Origin of the sequence: Thermodesulfobacterium hveragerdense DSM 12571, assembly GCF_000423845.1 — a bacterium.
Lineage (GTDB): Bacteria > Desulfobacterota > Thermodesulfobacteria > Thermodesulfobacteriales > Thermodesulfobacteriaceae > Thermodesulfobacterium > Thermodesulfobacterium hveragerdense.
In genome coordinates, this window is record NZ_AUIT01000001.1 from 175,905 (window position 1) to 195,165 (window position 19,261).

Annotated in this window: 22 protein-coding genes and 1 pseudogene; 11 read left to right on the plus strand and 12 right to left on the minus strand. The window is 36.6% G+C overall.

The window, feature by feature from the left end; genetic code table 11:
* Position 1 precedes the first annotated feature (1 nt).
* Genes fliF through G580_RS0101025 form a run of 9 tightly spaced genes read right to left on the minus strand, consistent with a single transcriptional unit; the run spans position 2 to position 9,777 of the window.
* A complete protein-coding gene (gene fliF, locus G580_RS0100985) occupies positions 2-1,573 on the minus strand; it encodes a flagellar basal-body MS-ring/collar protein FliF (protein WP_028840657.1) in 1,572 nt (523 codons plus the stop codon).
* A gap of 20 nt (positions 1,574-1,593) precedes the next feature.
* The gene (gene fliE, locus G580_RS0100990) at positions 1,594-1,887 is read right to left on the minus strand and encodes a flagellar hook-basal body complex protein FliE (RefSeq protein ID WP_028840658.1); all 294 of its coding nucleotides are present in this window, start codon (positions 1,885-1,887) and stop codon (positions 1,594-1,596) included.
* Between the two features lie 20 nt (positions 1,888-1,907).
* Positions 1,908-2,327 (minus strand): flagellar basal body rod protein FlgC, encoded by a 420-nt coding sequence (gene flgC / locus G580_RS0100995; protein ID WP_028840659.1) that lies wholly within the window; start codon positions 2,325-2,327, stop codon positions 1,908-1,910.
* 2 nt (positions 2,328-2,329) lie between these two features.
* Positions 2,330-2,728 carry a flagellar basal body rod protein FlgB gene (gene flgB / locus G580_RS0101000; protein WP_028840660.1) on the minus strand — a complete coding sequence of 133 codons (399 nt, stop codon included), beginning with the start codon at positions 2,726-2,728 and terminating at the stop codon, positions 2,330-2,332.
* Positions 2,729-2,731: 3 nt separating this feature from the next.
* Positions 2,732-4,081, minus strand: coding sequence for a sigma-54 interaction domain-containing protein (locus tag G580_RS09465; RefSeq protein WP_038041187.1), 1,350 nt, complete (start codon positions 4,079-4,081; stop codon positions 2,732-2,734).
* 7 nt (positions 4,082-4,088) lie between these two features.
* Positions 4,089-5,954, minus strand: coding sequence for a tetratricopeptide repeat protein (locus G580_RS0101010; protein WP_028840661.1), 1,866 nt, complete (start codon positions 5,952-5,954; stop codon positions 4,089-4,091).
* Positions 5,955-5,975: 21 nt separating this feature from the next.
* Complete coding sequence (locus tag G580_RS0101015) at positions 5,976-6,986, minus strand: sigma-54 interaction domain-containing protein (protein WP_028840662.1); 1,011 nt, start codon at positions 6,984-6,986, stop codon at positions 5,976-5,978.
* Between the two features lie 59 nt (positions 6,987-7,045).
* Positions 7,046-8,884 (minus strand): hypothetical protein, encoded by a 1,839-nt coding sequence (locus tag G580_RS0101020; protein WP_028840663.1) that lies wholly within the window; start codon positions 8,882-8,884, stop codon positions 7,046-7,048.
* Entirely contained in the window at positions 8,884-9,777 is an 894-nt protein-coding gene (locus G580_RS0101025) for an AAA family ATPase (RefSeq protein WP_028840664.1), read from the minus strand. The genes G580_RS0101020 and G580_RS0101025 overlap by 1 nt, the downstream gene beginning before the upstream one ends.
* A 161-nt stretch (positions 9,778-9,938) precedes the next feature.
* Here G580_RS0101025 and G580_RS0101030 point away from each other — a divergent pair, with 161 nt between their 5' ends.
* Genes G580_RS0101030 through G580_RS0101045 form a run of 4 tightly spaced genes read left to right on the plus strand, consistent with a single transcriptional unit; the run spans position 9,939 to position 13,718 of the window.
* Complete coding sequence (locus G580_RS0101030) at positions 9,939-11,393, plus strand: ATPase domain-containing protein (RefSeq protein ID WP_028840665.1); 1,455 nt, start codon at positions 9,939-9,941, stop codon at positions 11,391-11,393.
* A gap of 1 nt (position 11,394) precedes the next feature.
* Entirely contained in the window at positions 11,395-11,745 is a 351-nt protein-coding gene (locus G580_RS0101035; protein ID WP_038041190.1) for a response regulator, read from the plus strand.
* A gap of 3 nt (positions 11,746-11,748) precedes the next feature.
* Positions 11,749-12,618: a GGDEF domain-containing protein gene (locus G580_RS0101040; protein ID WP_028840667.1), complete on the plus strand. Its 870-nt coding sequence runs from the start codon at positions 11,749-11,751 to the stop codon at positions 12,616-12,618.
* A gap of 2 nt (positions 12,619-12,620) precedes the next feature.
* Positions 12,621-13,718 carry a cobalamin B12-binding domain-containing protein gene (locus G580_RS0101045; RefSeq protein WP_169357050.1) on the plus strand — a complete coding sequence of 366 codons (1,098 nt, stop codon included), beginning with the start codon at positions 12,621-12,623 and terminating at the stop codon, positions 13,716-13,718.
* Positions 13,719-13,768: 50 nt separating this feature from the next.
* Here the strand turns inward: G580_RS0101045 and G580_RS09470 are convergent, their stop codons facing one another.
* Positions 13,769-14,449, minus strand: coding sequence for an aminotransferase class V-fold PLP-dependent enzyme (locus G580_RS09470; RefSeq protein ID WP_038041243.1), 681 nt, complete (start codon positions 14,447-14,449; stop codon positions 13,769-13,771).
* A 128-nt stretch (positions 14,450-14,577) separates the two neighbouring features.
* On the minus strand, positions 14,578-15,471 hold the full coding sequence (gene rfbA / locus G580_RS0101060) for a glucose-1-phosphate thymidylyltransferase RfbA (protein WP_028840669.1): 894 nt from the start codon (positions 15,469-15,471) through the stop codon (positions 14,578-14,580).
* A gap of 490 nt (positions 15,472-15,961) precedes the next feature.
* On the opposite strand from rfbA, the gene G580_RS0101070 reads away from it, so the two are divergent.
* From G580_RS0101070 to G580_RS11900, 7 genes and pseudogenes are all read left to right on the plus strand, one after another.
* Entirely contained in the window at positions 15,962-16,171 is a 210-nt protein-coding gene (locus G580_RS0101070; protein WP_028840671.1) for a DUF2281 domain-containing protein, read from the plus strand.
* A gap of 21 nt (positions 16,172-16,192) precedes the next feature.
* Complete coding sequence (locus tag G580_RS0101075) at positions 16,193-16,393, plus strand: hypothetical protein (protein WP_028840672.1); 201 nt, start codon at positions 16,193-16,195, stop codon at positions 16,391-16,393.
* Positions 16,383-16,793, plus strand: a complete 411-nt coding sequence (locus G580_RS0101080) for a PIN domain-containing protein (protein WP_028840673.1) — start codon at positions 16,383-16,385, stop codon at positions 16,791-16,793. The genes G580_RS0101075 and G580_RS0101080 overlap by 11 nt, the downstream gene beginning before the upstream one ends.
* A 738-nt stretch (positions 16,794-17,531) precedes the next feature.
* The gene (locus G580_RS11655; RefSeq protein WP_211211319.1) at positions 17,532-17,666 is read left to right on the plus strand and encodes a DUF2281 domain-containing protein; all 135 of its coding nucleotides are present in this window, start codon (positions 17,532-17,534) and stop codon (positions 17,664-17,666) included.
* 137 nt (positions 17,667-17,803) lie between these two features.
* A complete protein-coding gene (locus tag G580_RS0101095; RefSeq protein WP_028840674.1) occupies positions 17,804-18,004 on the plus strand; it encodes a hypothetical protein in 201 nt (66 codons plus the stop codon).
* Between the two features lie 45 nt (positions 18,005-18,049).
* Positions 18,050-18,331 (plus strand): type II toxin-antitoxin system PemK/MazF family toxin, encoded by a 282-nt coding sequence (locus G580_RS09480; RefSeq protein ID WP_051172932.1) that lies wholly within the window; start codon positions 18,050-18,052, stop codon positions 18,329-18,331.
* A 234-nt stretch (positions 18,332-18,565) separates the two neighbouring features.
* A pseudogene (locus tag G580_RS11900) lies at positions 18,566-18,650 on the plus strand (sugar phosphate nucleotidyltransferase); the annotation flags it as partial.
* A gap of 288 nt (positions 18,651-18,938) precedes the next feature.
* On the opposite strand, the gene G580_RS0101110 reads toward G580_RS11900, so the two are convergent.
* A partial coding sequence (locus G580_RS0101110) for a transposase (protein WP_028840675.1) occupies positions 18,939-19,261 on the minus strand: 323 nt, incomplete at its 5' end.

Sequence of the window (19,261 nt, forward strand, 5' to 3'; positions counted from 1 at the left end):
ATTACCCAGCCTCTGCCAAGGCCTTCTTTCTTTCTTCTAAACTTTCTTCTAAAAGCCATTTTTTAACTAACATAGCAGCCTTTTCAGGTTGACTATGAATGATACCTAAAGCGATCTCCTGAGGTAAAGGCCCCTCCTCTTCAGCAACCTTAGCCTCTAAGGTAGGAGGAACAGCCTCTGCAATTTGTTCTAAACCTGGAGCTGGTTTAGGCTTAGGAGGAGCGATACTCTTAAGCAACGGTCTTAAAACCAGAAGATAAAGCACTATCAAACCTAAAATCAACAATAAAGGTTTATAAAATTTACCTACATAATCCATCATCCCAGGTTTCACCACCGGTGGTTTTGAGAATTCTTTAGCCTCAACCTTAACCTCATCTCCTCTGTCTGGATTGTACCCAATAGCACCCTTTACCAGATTTTCCAACCATACCACCTTTTCTGTAGAGTTATCTGCAAGGACCGACTTGTCAACCAGCACTGCTACACTTATTTTTTTAATACCTCCTGGCGAAATTTCAAGGTTTCTTACCTTTTTACTGACTTCGTAGTTTTTAACCATCCTCTTCTTAGAATAGGTTTCTCCCTGCCCTTGCTCTGGAGAAGTTGCCTCAAATTTTTGTTCCATAGTTCCTTTAACCCCTGCCACCCCTCCTTCAGCAGGGCCCCTGGATGTCTTTTGCTCTTCTTCTGCCTCTTCAGAAACCACCGCGGTGCCTTCTGGGTCGTAGGTCTCTTCTACCAACTTTTCTTTATCAAAAGAAAGGTCTACCGCAACCTGAGCTACCGCTTTACCCGGACCTAAAGCCTTTTCTAACATGTCTTCTATCTTAGTCTTAAACTCCTCTTCTATCTTTTTTTTGTAAGCAAGCTGGGTAGTGGTAAACTCCTCTTCTTCAGAGGGCATTTTGATGCTTTTCCCAGTGGTGGCATCTACGATGGTTACATTCTTTGGGTCAAGCTTAGGAACAGCCCCACTTACAAAATTGATGATACCCTTTACCTGGTTAGTAGAAAGTTCATATCCAGGAAGAAGTTCTATCAAAACCGAGGCCTTAGGAGGCTTTTCTTCCTCAATAAAAAGACTTTCCTTAGGCATAGCTAAATGAACCCTAACTGACTTTATCCCTTTTATACCTTGAATACTTCTTGCCAGCTCACCCTCTAAAGCTCTCTGGTAGTTTACCTTTTCCTGAAACTCAGTAAGACCCATCTGTTCTTTATCGAAAAGCTCAAACCCTGGACCTCGATACCCACCTACCAGCCCCTTACCTGCTATCTCCATACGAAGCTCAGGAACTCTATCCTTAGGAACATAAATACTTCCATCTGGGTCAACCTTGTAGGGAATTTTCTGTTCCTTTAAATATTGAATAACCTGATGATTGGTAGCTTCATCCATACTCCGGTAAAGTAAACCCCAGCTTGGTTTAGAAACAAACCAAACCCCTAAAACCAAAAGGAAGGTAAGCCCTAAGCTTCCCCCTATCAACATAAAGCGTTTTCGGTTATCTAACCTTGTCCAAAAATCCTTTAGTTGAGCAGGCAACTCCCTAAGGTTAGGCATGGCCATACCGAACTTCCCCTAATACGTTAGATTTGCATTCTCATGATTTCTTGATAGGCCTCAAGCACCTTATTCCTTATCCTCAAAAGGAGTTTAAAATTGGTATCAGCCTTGGAAATACTTAAAGCTACATCAGCAAGGTCTATATCTTCTCCTTTGGCCAGGGCTTCGATAGAGACCAGAGCCTTTTTCTGAGAATCATCCACCTCTTTTAATTTGTCCAACAAAAAATCCTTAAAACTCAATCCTTCTACCTTATCCTTTTGAATGAGATTTTCAACCCTTTGATAGTTATTTAACAACGAGGGATTAACCTTCATCGGATTATTTCACCTCCATTTTATTTTAAAAGTTCTAAGGTTCTCTGGGTCATACTTTTAGAGGTAGACAACACAGAAAGATTAGCCTCATAAGCCCTACCTGCAGAAAGAAGTTCAACCATCTCGGTGATAACGTCTACGTTAGGGTATTTAACAATCCCCCTTTCATCTGCATCTGGATGTCCTGGGTCGTAAACCTCCTTAAAAGGAGCTTTGCTATCCTCTATCTTTTCCACCTTTACCAGCCTTAACGGACTTTCCTTTGAATCCTTTGAATTTAAAGGTATAGCCTTTAAGACTACATTTTTGGCTTTGTAAGGACCTCCTTCTAAAGTGCGAGTAACTTGAGCATTAGCAATATTGGTAGCTGCTACGTTTAACCTGGTTCTTTGTGCAAAAAGCCCACTTGCAGCAACCTTAGAAACATCTAAAAGCCTCATCTTTATTTACCTCCCTCGGTAATAACTTCCTTTAACCTTTCTAACTCCTTGGCTAAAGCCTGCAACGTAGCTTCATACATCAACTGGTTCTCCGTAAGAGCACTTATTTCTTCTTCAAACCTCACGTTATTAGGGGTACCTAAGGTCTGAAATCTCTCTGAAGTTTCCGTCAAATTTTTGACAAGAGATTCTTTTCCGGTAATATGTTTAGGTCTGGTAATTTTCAGGTTAGGTTCATTTGAAAGATAGGTCTTCATAATCTTTTCAAACGGTAAGTCCCTTCTTTGATAACCAGGGGTATCAACGTTGGCTATGTTTGAGGCAAGCAAGCTATGTCTCTTAGCCCTTAAATTTAGAGCTAATCTTACTGTGTTAAAGGTTTTTTCAAATAAGCCCCACATTCCTTAAAACCTCCCTTCAAAACCTTTTTCATTTTCATATTGTTTTAACTTGTTTCTTAGGGTCCTAACCGTAATTCCTAAAAGCTCAGCTGCCTTAGTTTTATTACCTTTAGCTACCTCTAAAGCCTTCATGATAGCCTCTTTCTCAAGTACCTCTAAAGGTTTTACCTCTGGCTCTGTCTGTTTATTATCAAAATTTATGCCTAAATTACGGGCTAAACTTTCATGCTGAGAAAAAGGATCTATCAGATGTTTAACCTCTATCAAACCTCCTTCACAGGTAAGCACCGCCCTTTCTATCATGTTCTTTAACTCTCTTACGTTCCCAGGAAAAGAATAATCCATCAAAAACCTTTGAGCCTCCTCAGAAAAACCCTGTAAACTCTTTTTGTACATACGGGAAAAATTTTCCAGAAAAAATTTTGACAAAAATTTGACGTCTTCCTTTCTTTCTCTTAACGGAGGAATTTTGACGGTTATGACGTTTAATCTATAAAACAGGTCTGACCTAAACCTCCCTTCCTTGACCTCCTTTTCTATGTCTCTGTTGGTTGCCGCTAAAAACCTAACATCTACCTTAATAGGATGGTATCCCCCAAGTCTATCAACCTCACCTTCTTGCAAAACCCTGAGCAGTTTACTTTGAAGGGAAGGATGCATTTCAGCTATTTCGTCTAAAAAAAGGGTGCCTCCTTCTGCCAATTCTATCTTACCTTTTTTTCTAAAATTAGCCCCTGAAAAAGCTCCTTTTTCATAGCCAAACAGTTCTGACTCAAGAAGGGTTTCTGGAAGGGCAGCACAGTTGATAGCGATAAAAGGCCCAAACCTTCGTGGGCTTTTTTGATGTATATACTTAGCAAGAAGTTCTTTTCCTGTACCAGATTCCCCTAACAAAAGAACAGGAGCTTTACTTTGGGCTACTACTTCAAGCTTTTTTAAAATGTCTAACATGTAAGGGTTTTTTGTAAGGAAGGTTTCTTCTTGCCACAAGATTCTTTTATCTTCTAAAGCAAAAAGCACGGTTTTTTCTATCAGTTCAAGAGGGGTAGAAAGAAGCTTAAAATCATAAGCACCATGCTTTACAAACTCAACGGCATCCTCTAAGTCTGCCTTTTCTGCTAAAAAGACGATGTTTTTGAAACCTTGTTTAAAAAATCTGTTTAACACCTCTATGTTTTTTGTCTGTTCATACTCCAATTCATAAACCAAAACATCTACGTTGTTTGGGTCTACCTTGGGGAATATTTCTTCTTCTTGAGAAAATAAGATAGTTTCTATCCCTCTTTCTGTTAAAAGATCTTTTAAGAGTTTTACCTCTACGCTTTTACCGATTAAAACAACCATTCCCTTCATCTTTCTTCTAAAAAACCAACTTTTGGGCCTTTTCTACCAATTTCTTTTGTTTTTTATAAACCTCAGCAAGTTCTCTTTCTAAATCAGAAGCTTCAGCTAACCTTTCCCATAGTTTATCTGTCTTTCCTATTTTTCCTTGTCTCTCTAAATAATAAGTCTCTATCAAGGCTATCTTGGGTTCCTTAGGGAACTTTTTTTTGGCTATCTCTAACACCCTCTCGAAAGTAACGTTATCTTTACCTAAGCTTTCTAAAAGAAGAATTAAATAATCCTTAAGCTCTGGTTGAAAATAAGGATTTTGAAGGTATGCCCAAGCCTTTGCATACTGTTTGTTGTTGATAGCCTGTAAAAACATAAACCCAAGAAGGTTCTTTTTATAAAATTCCGATAGATTAGAAGAGAGAGCTTGGGCAAGGTATTTTTCTGCCTGACCTAAATTTCTTTTGCTTTCATACAAAGTCCTTAGATAAAAGTAAAAAGGATAACTAATTAAACTTTTTTCCTGATAGGCTGAAAGTAGGTACCCAAAAACCGAAGAAAACGTATCTATCTCACCTGTTTCGACAGCGGTAAAGCTCAAATTTATGAGTAAAGAAGATTTTAGTTCAGAGGAAATCCCGATTTCAAAAGCCCTGATATACTCTAAAGTGGCTTTGGTAAAAAGTTTGTATTCGAAAAACATGTCACCTAATAGGTAATAAGGTTGTCCACATTTGGCTTGGTTTAAGTACTCGCTATCTTCCTTTTCCAAAGATAAAACCTCAGCGATACGTTGAGCTTTAATCCCTTCTTTAAAAAGCTCAGCCACCGAATTGCAGTAAAACTGGGTTACTTCCTTTAGATTTGAGCTTTCTGGAAAATTTTTTAAAAACTCTAAAGAACTTTTTCTTAAAAGTGTATAATTCTTAAGGTCTGCAAGCACCCTTATTTCTACTAAATGAGCCTCTTCAGCCAAAGGGGTTTTAGCCATCTTAGCCTTTATCTGAGCGGCGAAGGAGAGTAAATCCTCTTTGGTTTGTTTGGGTAAAAGTTCTTTAATAGGTTCCTTTTCGTAGGCTATCTGATAAAGCCTAAACTTAGATATTAAACCGGGGATACCTTTATCCCAAAGGGTGATGATAAGCTGATACAAATTTTTGGCCTTTTCTCTTTCGCCCTTTTTAAAGTAGGCTTCAGCAAGTTTTAAAACGAGGTCTGGGGTCTCTTGTGGTGTTCCATAAACGTTTATGTAATAAAAAACCTTTGTTCTTGCTTCATCCACCTTCCCTTGACGCAAAAGATAAACTACCTGAGTTTTGTAGATCTCTCTTATATTTTTTTTAATCTCTTGTAATGAAATTTCTTTCAGCTCTTTTTCAGGTAAAAGCTTAAAGTGATAAAGAAGAATTTTAGCCTCTCTTTTTGAGGCCTCATCACAGTAGGAATCGAGAAACTCCTTAACTTCTTTGGCTATCATAGAGCCTCTACCCAGCAAAAACATGGCTTTAAACCTAATAAGGTTAGCCACACAAGCTTCAGCTCGTCCCTTAGTAACAGAAGCTACTCTTTGGGCGTAATCTACAGCCTCTTGTAAAAAACCCTCCTTTAATGCGCTCTCTGCGATAAGCAAATTTTCCTCTGGCCTTAAAGAAAAAAGCGCAGGCAATGTTTTAGCAAGAAAAACCACCTTTTCGTACTCTTTCCTTGCATAAGCCTGTTTTATCTCTTGCAATAACTCCTCTCCCTTTTGCTGATAAGGAAGGGTAAAGTTAGATAATAAAAGAGTCGCATTAGTTGCGTTTGACGTCTTTTCAGGTTGAGAAAACACGATGGTTACAAAACAAATCAAAACTAAAAGCAACAAAAAGCCGACAAGTTTAAACCCTTTAGACATCCTTTAAGTGTGTAGCAAACCTTATGCCAAATTATATTTTTTAAGCTTTTCTATAAAGGTAGTTCGGTTAAGTTTAAGGAGCTTAGCAGCTTTAGTTTTAACCCCTGAGGCCTTTTCTAAGGCTTTTTTTAGGTAAAAAACCTCGATTTCTTTGATAAGGCTGATCAAATCAACCCCTTCTTCGGTAAGGTCAGGCAAAGCTAATCCCTCTTGATTTGAAGAAACAGAAAATAAGGACATAGGAGTTCTTATAAGCTCAATCTCCTCAGAACCTAAAGAAATACCAAAAGGATAAGAAAGGTCTTCAGGTTCTATGATCTCTTTATCAGTCAAAATCACCAGTCTTTCTACCAGGTTTTCAAGTTCTCTTACGTTGCCTGGCCAGTGATAATCTAAAAGTCTTTGGAGACTCTTTTCAGACAATCTTTTTAACGGAACCCCTTCTCTTTCGCACACCTTTTTCAGAAAAAAATTGGCTAAAAGAGCTATATCCTCTTTTCTTTTTCTAAGAGGTGGTAATTTTATAGGTATAACGTTTAACCTATAAAACAAATCTTCTCTAAACCTACCAGCTTCTACCTCTTTTTCTAAATCCTTGTTGGTGGCAGCAATAATCCTTACGTCTACTTTGATAGGATGTTCTCCCCCTAACCTTTCTACTTGTCTTTCCTGAAGCACCCTTAAGAGTTTTGCCTGAAGTTTTGCGCTTAAATCACCTATTTCATCAAGAAATAGCGTCCCTTTGTTAGCTATTTCAAACTTACCAGGTTTGGTCTTGATAGCACCGGTAAAAGCCCCTTTTTCATAGCCAAAAAGTTCAGCCTCAAGCAACTCTTCTGGGATGGCAGCACAATTAATCGCTACAAAGGGCCCCTGACGCTTGCTGTTAAAATGTATGTATTTAGCCAGAACCTCCTTTCCTGTGCCTGATTCTCCTAAAATAAGGACAGTACTATTTGAAGGCGCTACCTTTTTGGCCAACTGATAGACTTCTTTCATCACCGAATTGTGAGTTTCTATCAAATAACTCATAAAAATATTATATCATGTTTTTGACATATATGTCAAATTTTTGGAAAAATTTTTAGATGTTATTTGTCGATAAACTTATGGGCATATTTTCTTACATGAGCCCCTTCAAGCACATGAAAGATCCTGATTTTTTCTAAAAGGTTTTTAGAAAAAGACCCTATAGGGAGGAAAATCACTTTTTTCCCCTGTCTGTAAGCCCAGTTTTTTGTAAAGGAGGAGGGAGGTTTTTTGGCTATATAAAGAACATATTTCTCAAGGCTGTAGTCTATCCCAGCTAAAAGCAACCTTTCTGCCTTGTTTTCTGCAAGAGAAAAAAGAGGATCTGTCCAGATGTCATAAACCCTTTTAGGAGGGTAGGTCAACATAAACCCTCCATACTTAGCCCTGGCTATCCCTGGACCTATCACCTTTTCTTTAGGGTCTGTAGCATAAAAGGCCATATCAGACTCCTGATGGTGCTCTCCATGCCAGGTAAAATTCCAAGGATACTTTTCTTCTCCTGAAATAGGGTCTGGGTCTTCTTCAAAGATGATAACCAGGGAACCTATTTTGGAACTGGTCTGTGGGTCTTCCTTTATGTAGATGGTTTCTTTAAAAACCCAATTTCTGATGGTTTCCCTTATGTCAAGCCCATCTTTAAGGGAAGAAATAAAGGGTTCTATTTTTTTTAGGTTTTCTGTGATGACTTTAAGCCCTTTTTCTGAGGCTTTTTTACCAAAGGTTTCAACCACTATGTCTTCTGGTGGGAAAGAACAGATGGTTTTACCAGAAAACTTTTGAGCAAAGGTTTTTCTTTCTTCCCTGGAGGTAAACTTTTTTAAAAACCTAAGCCCTGCCCTTATATTTTTTACCTTTCTAAACAACCTGAGCCTTTTAACAGGTAGGTTTAACTCTTCAGGAGAAAGCTTAATCTCAGGATAAGCTATGCCTTCTTTTTTTAGTTCATAAGCTGTTGCCATCTCCCAGACCCAAAAGGCAAACTCGTCTCCTCCTATCCCTCTTGCCGCAACGATCAAATCAAAAAGCTCAGGTAAAAAAACCCCTTTAACCAAAAGATAGTTTCTAAGAAATTGCCCCAATACTTTCAAATCCTTGGGAGAAAGCTCACTCCCAGTTTCGTCTTTAAACTTGGTTATAGCTTTGCTTAAAACCTCTTCCCAAAGAGAAACCCTATCTATCCAAAAAGACGGGTCTTCTGATATACGTTCTCGGTTTTCTTCATAAACCTGGTGGAAAAAACCTGGCTCAGAAAGTATTTCTCTTATACTTTGTGGATGTAAACGATAGAGGTTTATTTCTACCTGTTGTTTTTGTGGGAAAAAACACAGGTTGTCTGGATTTTCTAAAGCCTTTAACACCCCTAAAACAAAGGCATAAGGCAAAACCACAGCCACCAAGCCTTCTTTTGCAAGTTGAGCCACTTTATTGGCTATATAACGCTCCTTAATCCTCACCTCAGGGATTACCCCTTGATTACCCCAACCAGAAATAAGAGTTTGGGTATAAGTCTGATAACCCATCGCAGGTAAAAAATAGGGAGAAAGGAATTTATCTATCTCAAACGATCCTTCTTCTTGGCAAGGCACATCTATAAAAAAGAGGTCTTTTTTATACTCTAAGGCATAACGGGAAGCTTCAGCCAAAGGGCATAGCGGAGAAACTATAAGATACTCTAAACTTCCGTCCTGATAGTTAATTTCTAAGGTAGTAATGGTAGGAAGGGTTTTTACGGCAGACAACCATTTTTCTTTAATAAAAGGTGGAAGGACTAAAGCTACAGCCTCAGGGTTTAACCGGTGAAGTTCCTTAGAGATCCCCTGAGTAATCTCAAGATTTTCTGGGAAAAAAGGTAGTAGAAAAAGAGGAAACTTCCCCTGTTTTAGGTTAATCTTAAGCATCAGTCTAAAGGAAAAAGAGTAGGTTTTTTAAATTTTCTACCTTTTTCGATAAACTCTTTGAAAAAGACAAGAGCCTGTGGCCCTAAAATAAGAGAAATAGCCTCTTTTAAAACCTCTAAAACAGCTATCTGAGTAGCAGGAGAAGTTTGGTTTAAAAAAGCCAGTTTCTTAGCCACATACCTTCCTATGTTTACACCATCTCTTACGCTGTAAGGCTCTCCGTATTTATGGGTTATCTGAAGAAAATCTACGATATAATTTGCCGTGGTCTCATCCAGCCAGGGAAGGTTGGTTTTAAGAATATGTCTTTCTTCTTCAGCTTCAGGAAAGTCTATAAAAATCTGTGGTTGAAGCCTTGATTGGATGTATTCGGGAAGCTCAAAGGTAGAGGCATCTTCGTTCATCGTAACACAGAGCCTAAATTCTTTATGAGCCTTTATTTTAATCCCTGCAACCACAGACTCTACATACCTTCTACTATCAAGAAGAGGAGCCAAAGAGGCCCAAGATTTTTCACTCATCCTGTTTGCCTCATCTATAATAGCCACTCCACCTTTAATCATCGCAGACACAATGGGGCTTGCCATATATCTTATTTTCTTGTCTTCTGAGATAACAGGGGTAACGATAAGGTCTTCTGGCCTTGTGTCAACCGTTGCTTGAAAGATATAGACTGACTTGTTAAGTTTTTTAGCAGCTAAATAAGCAAGGGTTGTCTTCCCTACCCCTGGTTTACCTACTAACCTGGGGGTAAGAGGCAAGTCCTTTTCGTCTACGTTAAGCCAGCAAGCAAGAATTTGGTCTAAAATACCTTTTCTTTCATAAACCGGAATATCAAGTTCATCAGGATGGCTAAGATAAAGGGTTACACCATCTATTACCGCTGTTTCCATAAAAATTCCCTATCCTCTTTGTTTTATTAAAAAAATTTTACCACGGCTTAACCTTTCAGGCAACGTTTCTTCACTTATGTCAAGGTCCTAAAAAATTTGACTTTAGGTATTTTATTAATAAAATATTTAATAAAAGTTCTTGCAAAAAGAGGGGGCTGGATATGAAGAAACATGCCAAAAGGGAAAAACTTTCCTCAGGTATAAAAGGTTTAGACGAAATTCTATCTGGAGGCTTTTTAGAAAGCAATTCTTATCTTATCACAGGAGGTCCTGGAAACGGTAAAACAACCTTTTGTTTACATTTTCTTGAAGAAGGTAGTAAAAATGGGGAACCATGTTTATTTATAACCTTAGGTGAAAAAGAAGAACAGATAAGGAAAAATGCTGGTAAACTTGGGCTAAAGCTTGAAAACGTTCATTTTCTCGACTTAAGCCCATCTTCAAAGTTTTTTATAGAGATGGAATACTATGATATATTTTCACCAGCAGAGGTAGAAAGAGAGCCTGTGACCCAGGCTATCAAAGAGAAAGTTGAAGCTTTAAAACCTAAAAGGGTGGTAATTGATTCTATGACTCATTTTAGATATTTGGCAACCGATGTCTTCCAGTTTCGAAGGCAGGTTCTCTCTTTTCTTAGATTTCTTACAGAAAATGGGGCCACAGTGCTTTTTACTGCTGAGGCAAGCGTAGAGGCTCCTGACAGTGATTTAAGGTTTTTAGCTGATGGTATCATAGAACTATCCTTTTCCGAAATCGGTAGACAATTAGAAGTTAAAAAATACCGAGGTTCTGAGTATCTTTCAGGTCAACATTACTATGAAATTAAAAACGGTTGTGGTATAGTCGTTTTTCCAAGACTCCTTCCCACAGAAAAAAAGATAAATATTAATTTTGAGAAGCTTTCGTCTGGTATACCAGAGATTGATGAGCTTCTTTACGGAGGTATTGAAAGTGGCACAGTAACCATCATATCAGGACCATCAGGAACAGGTAAAACCACCCTTGGCCTACAGTTTATAAAAGAGGCCTCTGGAAGAGGGGAAAGAAGCGTGGTTTATACTTTTGAAGAATCGGTCGAAAAAATCGTAGAAAGAGCTCTTTCAATCAACATTCCTATCAAAAACATGATAGATAAAGGCACCCTTGAAATAAAAAAAATAGAACCTCTAATCTACACTCCTTATTCTTTTGCTCAATTAGTGAAAGAAGATGTAGAAAAGAGAAATACTAAAATAGTTATGATAGATTCAACCTCTGGTTATAAACTTTCTGTTAGAGGTGCTGAAATTACTACTCACCTTCATGCCCTATGTAAATATTTAAACAATCAGGGAGTTACTGTTTTCTTACCTACAGAAATCAAAAAAATCACCGGAGAGTTTCAAATTGCCCAAGAGGACATAAGCTATCTTGCAGACAATGTAATCATTTTAAGATACATAGAAATTAAAGGAGAACTCCGGAGAGCAATAGGAGTTCTTAAAAAAAGGCTGGGAGATTTCGAAAAAAACCTAAGAGAATTTCAAATAACCAAATATGGTATAAAAGTAGGAGAACCTCTCAAAAACATGCGAAATATTTTGTCTGGTGCCCCAAGTTTTATCGAAGAAACTTAAAATGAAAACTATTTTAATAATAAGTAAACTAACTAAAAATGTTGAGTTGATGGCTGATTTTCTACAAAAACAAGGATATAACACCATCAAAGCTTACTCATATAAAGACCTGGATAAGATATTAATTGATCCTCATTTTGATATAGCTTTTCTTGATATAGCAGGTTATGACAAAAACATTTGGGATTACTGCAAAAAACTAAAGCTATTAAACAAACCTTTTTATGTTCTATCCAGTTGTAATAATCCCAAAATAAAAGAAGAAAGCCTAACAAGAGGTGCTAAAGGAGTTATTGTCAAACCCATAGTTATCAAAGAATTTTTAGCAATAATACAATCTTTATTAAGATGATCTATGGAAAAGATATTAATTTTAGTTTCTAACAAAACAAACTATAGTTTACTTACAAAAGAATTAAGTTCAAAATATACTATCCTCGATGAAAAGAACGATATTAAAGATTTAAACTTTGACCTGATCATTATAGATGGAGTTGAGCTAAAAAAACGACAAAAAGAGCTCTTAGAAATCAAGAAAAAGGTCTTTCCCTTGTTTTTACCGGTGATTCTACTTACTACTAAAGATGACCTTAGTCTTGCGGAAAAAACGTTGTATGAAATCGTCGACGATTTGATCAGAATTCCTATAGAAAAAATAGAATTAAAAGCCAAACTTTATATCTTATTAAGAACTCGATTATATACTCTAATCCTTGAACAAGAGACAGTTACAGACCCGCTTACTGGTGCTTACAACAAAAGATTTTTTTATGAAATTTTAGAAAACTCCTTTGAAGATTTTAAACGATATGGAAAAAAATTTAGTATCATCTTTATTGACATAGACAACTTTAAAAAAATAAACGATAACTACGGACATATGACAGGAGATTTGGTATTGAAAACTCTAGTCATGATAATAAAAAAGACTCTTAGAAAAAACGATTTAGTGTTTCGGTTTGGTGGAGAAGAATTCGTTGTATTACTTCCTGAAACAGACACTGAGAATGCTATAGCAATAGCAGAAAGAGTTAGAGAAGAAATAGCTAAGGAACAAATTGAAATTAAACAAAACCAAACCCTTTCTATAACTGTTAGTTGTGGGGTGGCAGCTATCAATAAAGATATGGTAAACCCTAAAGATTTGATAGAAATAGCAGATAATGCCTTGTATAAGGCCAAAAAAGAAGGAAAAAACAGAGTTTGTTATTTGTCGAGTTTATGATTATGGAAGAACTTATCAGGGAAGCAGAAAAAGTCTTACCTGTATCTTTCGAAGCAGCAGAAGAATACGAAAAACACAAAGATCTTATGCTTAATTTTGTTAACACAAAGATGTCAAAAAGAAAAGACATTTTCTCTTTAATCGGAGGAAACTCTTTACAGATGATGTTTGACAATCATAGACATCATGTAAATTTTATGATCAATGTCTTTAAGTTTTCAATGTTTGAACTGTTTGTAAAAATGGTACCATGGGTTTACCGGTCCTACCATAACCATGGCTTTACTTATGATTACTTTTTAGTTGAGTTAGAAACCTGGAAAAAGGCCATTAAAAAATTTCTTTCAAAACCAAGCTCTGATGAAATAATGAAAACCTATGATTGGCTTATTGAAAAACACGAAAAAATGATAGATTTATCCAAAGATGAAGCTGTTTTCACCATAAAACTTGAAGGTAAATGGGAAGAAAAGAAAAATCAATTTCTTTATTACATCTTAGAAGGGGATTTTGAAAAAGCTTTAAAATTTACCAAAAAGATCGTAAAAAGACCAGAGGATCTTCAAGACTTTTATTTAAATATAATTCAACCTGCCCTTTATGATGTTGGCAACCTATGGGAACAAGGTAAAATCTCAGTAGCAGAAGAACATCTTGCCACCTCTATTGTAGGAAGAATTATAGCAAACCTCTATCTTCTATTTTCTAAAACCCAAAAAAGCAAACTTAAGGCTATTGTCACAGCTACACCCAATGAATTCCATGAGCTTGGTTGCAGAATGGTAGCAGATTTTCTTGAGATGGATGGTTGGGATGTTTTATATTTAGGGGCTAATGTTCCTGAGGAAGAGTTGATTAATATAGTTAAAAAAACTAAACCTAAATTATTAGCTATCTCTGTCACCATGCCTTTTAACATTACAAAAGCACAAAGAATAATTGAATCATTAAAAACCTTAGGAGATCATGTCCCTAAAATAATGGTAGGGGGTATTGCCTTCAATCTCATGCCAGATTTGTATAAAAAAATTGGTGCCGACTTCTGGGCTAAAGATGCCAAAGAAGCAGTCGAAGTTGCTCGTAAGATAAAAACTTTATGAACCTTTCTGATATACTCTTAAAACTCAAAGAAACCATAAACCTTTACCTTTTAGAACTGAGCAATAGTGGAAATATGTCCAAAAGTACCAGTGTATCTGCCGTTATAGCTTGAACCTAAAGCATCACAGTTGTCTTCTATAAAAAATAAGTTATATTTTGCAGATATTTTCATTATCTTATCTATATCACACGGATTTCCGAGTGTATGGGCTACAAATATTGCTTTTGTTCTTTCTGATATAGCTTCTTCAATCATATCTGCTTTAATATTACAAGTGATTATGTCAATATCAACAAATACAGGTACTAAATTATTCTGTATGATGGGAGCAATAGTAGTTGGGAAGCCACAGGCAGTAGTTATAACCTCATCACCTGGTTTTAAGCGTTTATCTTTAAGCTTAGTTGATGTTAATGCAGATATAGCTAATAGATTGGCAGATGAACCTGAATTAGTAAGAAGACAATACTTAACTCCTAAAAAATCTGCCAATTTTTTCTCAAATTCATGAGCTACTGCTCCTGCCGCAAGTCGGAAGTCCAAAGCTACGTTTACTAAATTTATAATTTCTTTTTCGTCATAAATAATGCTAGCATAATTAATTTTATCTTTACCGGGTACAAACTTCTTCAGTTGACTAGGTTTATGAACCGTGTTATAGTACTTTTTAACTAACTTAATGATTTCATTTTTTATGTATTCAGCTTCCTTATTTTTCCTTTCTTCCATCACATTCACACCTCCTAAACAATATTTTATAGCCCTGGTGATAAGTTTCCCTAAGGTTTTTTATCTTCTTCGTTAGAAAATTTTGACTTTTATCAGTATTACCTTCAAAATTGAAAAAAAGCTCAAATTCAAAGGGCATGGACCGTTTCCTCTGCCAAACTCTTCAAATACTTCCCATACTCTGTTTTTGAATACTTTTTGGCATACTGCAAAAGCCTTTCCTTATCTATCCAGCCGTTCCTGTAAGCAATCTCTTCCACACATCCTATCATCAAGCCTGCTCTTTTTTCTATGGTAGCTACAAACTCTCCTGCCTCCAAAAAGCTGTCATGGGTTCCCGCATCAAACCAAGTATAGCCCCTCCCCAAAAGCTTAACTTTAAGGCTCCCTTCTTTCAGATACTCTTCAAGCAAAGAAGTAATTTCATACTCTCCCCGTGCGGAGGGCTTTATCCTCAAGACCTTTTCCGAAACCGTTGAGTCAAACATATATACCCCTATGACCGCATAGTTAGACTTAGGATGTTTGGGCTTTTCTTCTATGCTTATCACTTTGCCCTCTTCGTCAAACTCAACGATGCCAAACCTCTCCGGGGCTGGCACATGATAGGCAAACACATAAGCACCGCCTTTTTCTACCACTTGGCTTTTAGCCTCTTCTAAAAGTTGCGGAAGTCCATGTCCGTAGAGAATGTTATCTCCTAAAACAACCATTACCGAGCAATCTTTTTCTAAAGTTTCGCAAGCAGTTTTTACTGCATGAGAAAGCCCCAAGGGCTTTTCTTGTTTTACATAGCGTATGTTCATGTCAAGCTCGCTTCCATCTCCTAAGAGCTTTTTAAAACCTTCTTCATCCTGAGGATTAACCACGATTACTACATCTTTTATCTTCGCAAGCATAAGTAAGGATAGGGAATAATAGACCATTGGTTTGTTATAGATAGGCAAGAAGTGCTTGTTAACCGTAAGGGTCACTGGATAAAGCCTTGTCCCCGAGCCCCCAGCAAGCAAAATCCCTTTCATATTTTTGTGCCTCCAATTTCTTTGACTTTCTTGAGTGTAATCTGTAATCCAATAGTTTCAAGAGAGACAAAATTGGCACCAATTGCATAACAGATTCCACCAGATGAATAAAACAAGATGGATATTTAGGGACGAGCGGCTTCTCGCCCTGCAGAAAGCTTTTGCTTGTGGAGATTTCTCGCTACGCTCGAAACGACAGGGTAGGGTTGTTCCCCGCGCCCCTTTATTGTCACCCTGAGCGCCAGCGAGAGGTCCCATCCCCCATGTCGCCCTGTGCCCACCTTTTCTGTCACCCCGAACGAAGTGAGGGGTCTCCTCCACAATGTTTTTCTGAATTAATAGAGTTTTCCCTTGCCATTGCTTGAAAAAAAAAGGCTTAATACTACCTTCCTTATAAGCTTGCAAATTCTAAAGGGAAGTTTATCCTGAAAGAGTAAGGTGATGAACTAATAAGGAGTTTAAAGAACCGACTTCTACAGGAGGAACATAGATGCACGAGAGAAAAAGGCTTGAGGATATTATAAAAGAATTGCCAGAAGACTTAAGAAAGGAGCTTGAGGATTTTGCCCAATTTTTATGGGAGAAGAGAAGAAAAAAAATTAAAAAGAAACCAAAATTTGATTGGGCTGGTGCTCTTTCTGATTTTGCTGGCAAGTTTACCTCTGTTGAATTACAGCATAAAATTTCAGAATTGTGCTAAAAAATAAATAGGAGGAAGATAATGGCAGTATCAATTATTAAGAAAGAAGTGAAAGTTGAGAATAGAATTTTAACTATCGAACTTCCTGAAGAATTTAAGGGTCAAGAAATCGAAATAACAATTAGATTAAAAGAAAACATAGAGAAGGAAATTTTAGCAGATCAAATCAAAATTGATACAACTAATTGGAAGTTTGACAGAGAAGAAATTTATGCCGAATAAAGTATTTATAGATACAAATATTTTAATTTATGCCTATTCCGCAACAGAACTTAATAAAAGAAAGATTTCTCTTACTATTTTAGAATCCTATAATATTGTAATCAGTGTTCAAGTAGTAAATGAATTTATTTGGATAATGAACAGAAAATTTAACATCAACTACACAGAATTAGGGATTTTAGTAGATAGATTTTGGAAAAAATTTAAGGTTTCCTTGATAAATAAATTTTCCATTGAGAAAGCTTTAGAAATAGCTCAGAATTACAAGTATTCTTACTGGGATAGTCTTATAATTGCTTCTGCATTAGAAAATGAATGTTCTATACTTTTTACTGAGGATATGCATGATGGACAATTAATAGAAGGTATATTAAAAATTAAAAATCCTTATAAGGTTTAAAGTGATTGCAAAATAGGCGTAGTCAGGTTAATAAAACGTGGAGGCTATGTAGGGGTGAGCGGCTGCTCGCCCAGAAGTTTTTCTGTCACCCCGAGACCACCTTTTCTGTCAACCCGAAGCCTTTTTCTGCCACCCTGAGCCTTTTTTATTGTCACCCCGAGCCTTTTTTATTGTCACCCCATGTTTTTTTATGTCACCCCGAGCGAAGCGAGGGGGCTCCTCCACAATGTTCTTCCAAACGAAGTCCCTTGCTATTGCCAGGAAAGAGATGCTTGATGCTACTATCCCTATAAGCTGTTATTACTAATGGTAATGTCACCTATAATTCTCAGTTTGGAATGTCACATCTTTGGTCTTTTTCTTTAATCTTAAACTACGCCTCCAGGGATGGTCCTCTGCTGGCTTCCATCTCTCCTGTTTTACCCCTCCTCTTACCACCTCTTCAACTCTCTTTGCATCTAAAGCCTGCCTATAGCTAAGGTGTAATGTGTAAGTAGCTTCTTATAAGGTAAGCTTATCTCTGATATTTTTTCACTGCTATCACCTCCCTAAAGATACAGGGAGGATACCCTCTCAATGTGACATTTCAAATTAGGAATTAAATGTGATATTTCAAAATAGTAACGACATACTATCCCTATAAGCTTGAAAATTCTAAAGGTAAGTTTATCCTGAAATGGTAAGGTGATGCACGAAAAAAATTAGTTGAGAGAACTGACCTCTACAGGAGGAACAAAGATGCAAGAGAGAAAAAGGCTTGAGGATATTATAAAAAAATTGCCAGAAGACTTAAGAAAGGAGCTTGAGGATTTTGCCCAATTTTTATGGGAAAGAAAATTCAGGCAAGGTGCTAAACAAAAAAGTTACTTTTAACATGGGCAGGTGGGCTTAAGGATTATCGCGATAGACTTACTTCTTTAGAGTTACAAAAGCAAGCATTTTCAAGCTTTGGTTTTTGTGGTAAAATTAATTCAAATCCAAGACATACTTAATAAAAAGGAAATAAAGCTATGAAGAGATTTGAAACAAAGTTAGAGAAAGAGTTGCAAGACATAAAAGCTTTGCTTTTAGAATTGTTCGAACGTTATGAGCGGTCTAAGTCTGAAAATGAAATAAGAGGTATAATGAAGCTATTTGAAATTTCAATGAAAGATTTTTTTGAGGATGAAGTTTTATATTCAATTTCTGATGTGAAAAAACTTTACAAATGAAAGGTAAAATAAGTACTTGTACCATTTCCATTTACAGATTTAACTTTGACTAAATTGAGACCTGCTTTAGTAATTCATGAAAGTGAGAATGATGTAATTCTGGCATTTATCACATCAAAAATACCAACAAAGATTTCTGATACAGATGTTTTATTAACAAAAGAGCATCCTTCATTTGGGAAGACAGGATTAAAAACAGATTCTTTGATTAAGCTTGATAAAGTCGTTACAGTGGTAAAAGATTTAATAGTTGGAGAAATAGGTGAAATAGATGATACTCTTAGAGATGAGATAAATGCAAAACTCCAGAAAATTTTTAAATTATGAAGTCTTTAGATGAACAAAATAGACATAACTCTTTTGGCACCATTGAAAAATCTATTAGCTACTAAAACAAGAAGACTTTTTGAGAACTTCCTTTCCCTATCCTTTTTGCAGGTTGCAAACTTTATTTTCCCGATTATAATTCTTAAAGTGAATGTTGCCTTTTAAGAAGGAAACCTATGCCACCTAACCTCACTTATCTGATTTTGCGGAACAGGACTGGAGTAGAATAGAATTATGAAAGCCCTAATTCTTGCCGGTGGCTCTGGGACAAGACTTTGGCCAGCCTCAAGAGAAGCTTATCCTAAGCAGTTTTTTAAGCGGAGGAAACTACTTTTGGAATTCAGGGATGTTTGCCTTTACTGTAGGAACTATAGATAAACAAAAAGATTCTTAATAAAATATTGTCTGGGTTATCTGATAAAGATATAAGTTTTAGCGATTTAAGAAAATTGCTTTTATCTTTAGGTTTCTCCGAAAGAATTAAAGGTGACCATCATATTTTCACAAGACCTGATATTTTGGAAATAGTTAATTTACAGCCATTAAAGGATGGAAAAGCAAAGGCTTATCAGGTAAAGCAGGTTAGAAATTTGATATTGGACACTTGTCAAGAGAATTGTGTCTCCTTATAAAATCTCTTTACAAACATTTGCCTCAATTCGTATAAAGCAGACTTAATTAAAGGAAGTGGTTTTTGCCATCTCGTTTTCTGAATCCGACTTACTGTTATGTATATCGCAACCTCTGCTGTCTTGATTGATTGAAAATATCCCCCTGTATTTACCCTTATCAGCTCTATCCTGCTATTTATATTCTCAACCACATTCGTCGTGTATATATACCTCCTCACCCCCTCAGGATATTTCTTATAAACAAAATAATGCTCCTTCTTTTTCAAAAGTCCCTTTATATAAGCTGGATACTTCTTCT

Bases quoted from the DNA above. Each gene is read 5' to 3' on its own strand.
- G580_RS0101030 (WP_028840665.1), top strand. From the start codon at position 9,939: ATGAAGAAACATGCCAAAAGGGAAAAACTTTCCTCAGGTATAAAAGGT.
- flgC (WP_028840659.1), bottom strand. From the start codon at position 2,327: ATGAGGCTTTTAGATGTTTCTAAGGTTGCTGCAAGTGGGCTTTTTGCA.
- G580_RS09470 (WP_038041243.1), bottom strand. From the start codon at position 14,449: ATGGAAGAAAGGAAAAATAAGGAAGCTGAATACATAAAAAATGAAATC.
- G580_RS0101010 (WP_028840661.1), bottom strand. From the start codon at position 5,954: ATGTCTAAAGGGTTTAAACTTGTCGGCTTTTTGTTGCTTTTAGTTTTG.
- G580_RS0101095 (WP_028840674.1), top strand. From the start codon at position 17,804: ATGAAGAGATTTGAAACAAAGTTAGAGAAAGAGTTGCAAGACATAAAA.
- G580_RS0101020 (WP_028840663.1), bottom strand. From the start codon at position 8,884: ATGCTTAAGATTAACCTAAAACAGGGGAAGTTTCCTCTTTTTCTACTA.
- G580_RS0101075 (WP_028840672.1), top strand. From the start codon at position 16,193: ATGGCAGTATCAATTATTAAGAAAGAAGTGAAAGTTGAGAATAGAATT.
- G580_RS11655 (WP_211211319.1), top strand. From the start codon at position 17,532: ATGCAAGAGAGAAAAAGGCTTGAGGATATTATAAAAAAATTGCCAGAA.
- G580_RS0101045 (WP_169357050.1), top strand. From the start codon at position 12,621: ATGGAAGAACTTATCAGGGAAGCAGAAAAAGTCTTACCTGTATCTTTC.
- fliF (WP_028840657.1), bottom strand. From the start codon at position 1,573: ATGGCCATGCCTAACCTTAGGGAGTTGCCTGCTCAACTAAAGGATTTT.
- G580_RS09465 (WP_038041187.1), bottom strand. From the start codon at position 4,081: ATGAAGGGAATGGTTGTTTTAATCGGTAAAAGCGTAGAGGTAAAACTC.
- G580_RS0101035 (WP_038041190.1), top strand. From the start codon at position 11,395: ATGAAAACTATTTTAATAATAAGTAAACTAACTAAAAATGTTGAGTTG.
- flgB (WP_028840660.1), bottom strand. From the start codon at position 2,728: ATGTGGGGCTTATTTGAAAAAACCTTTAACACAGTAAGATTAGCTCTA.
- G580_RS0101080 (WP_028840673.1), top strand. From the start codon at position 16,383: ATGCCGAATAAAGTATTTATAGATACAAATATTTTAATTTATGCCTAT.
- rfbA (WP_028840669.1), bottom strand. From the start codon at position 15,471: ATGAAAGGGATTTTGCTTGCTGGGGGCTCGGGGACAAGGCTTTATCCA.
- G580_RS0101040 (WP_028840667.1), top strand. From the start codon at position 11,749: ATGGAAAAGATATTAATTTTAGTTTCTAACAAAACAAACTATAGTTTA.
- fliE (WP_028840658.1), bottom strand. From the start codon at position 1,887: ATGAAGGTTAATCCCTCGTTGTTAAATAACTATCAAAGGGTTGAAAAT.
- G580_RS0101070 (WP_028840671.1), top strand. From the start codon at position 15,962: ATGCACGAGAGAAAAAGGCTTGAGGATATTATAAAAGAATTGCCAGAA.
- G580_RS0101015 (WP_028840662.1), bottom strand. From the start codon at position 6,986: ATGAGTTATTTGATAGAAACTCACAATTCGGTGATGAAAGAAGTCTAT.
- G580_RS0101025 (WP_028840664.1), bottom strand. From the start codon at position 9,777: ATGGAAACAGCGGTAATAGATGGTGTAACCCTTTATCTTAGCCATCCT.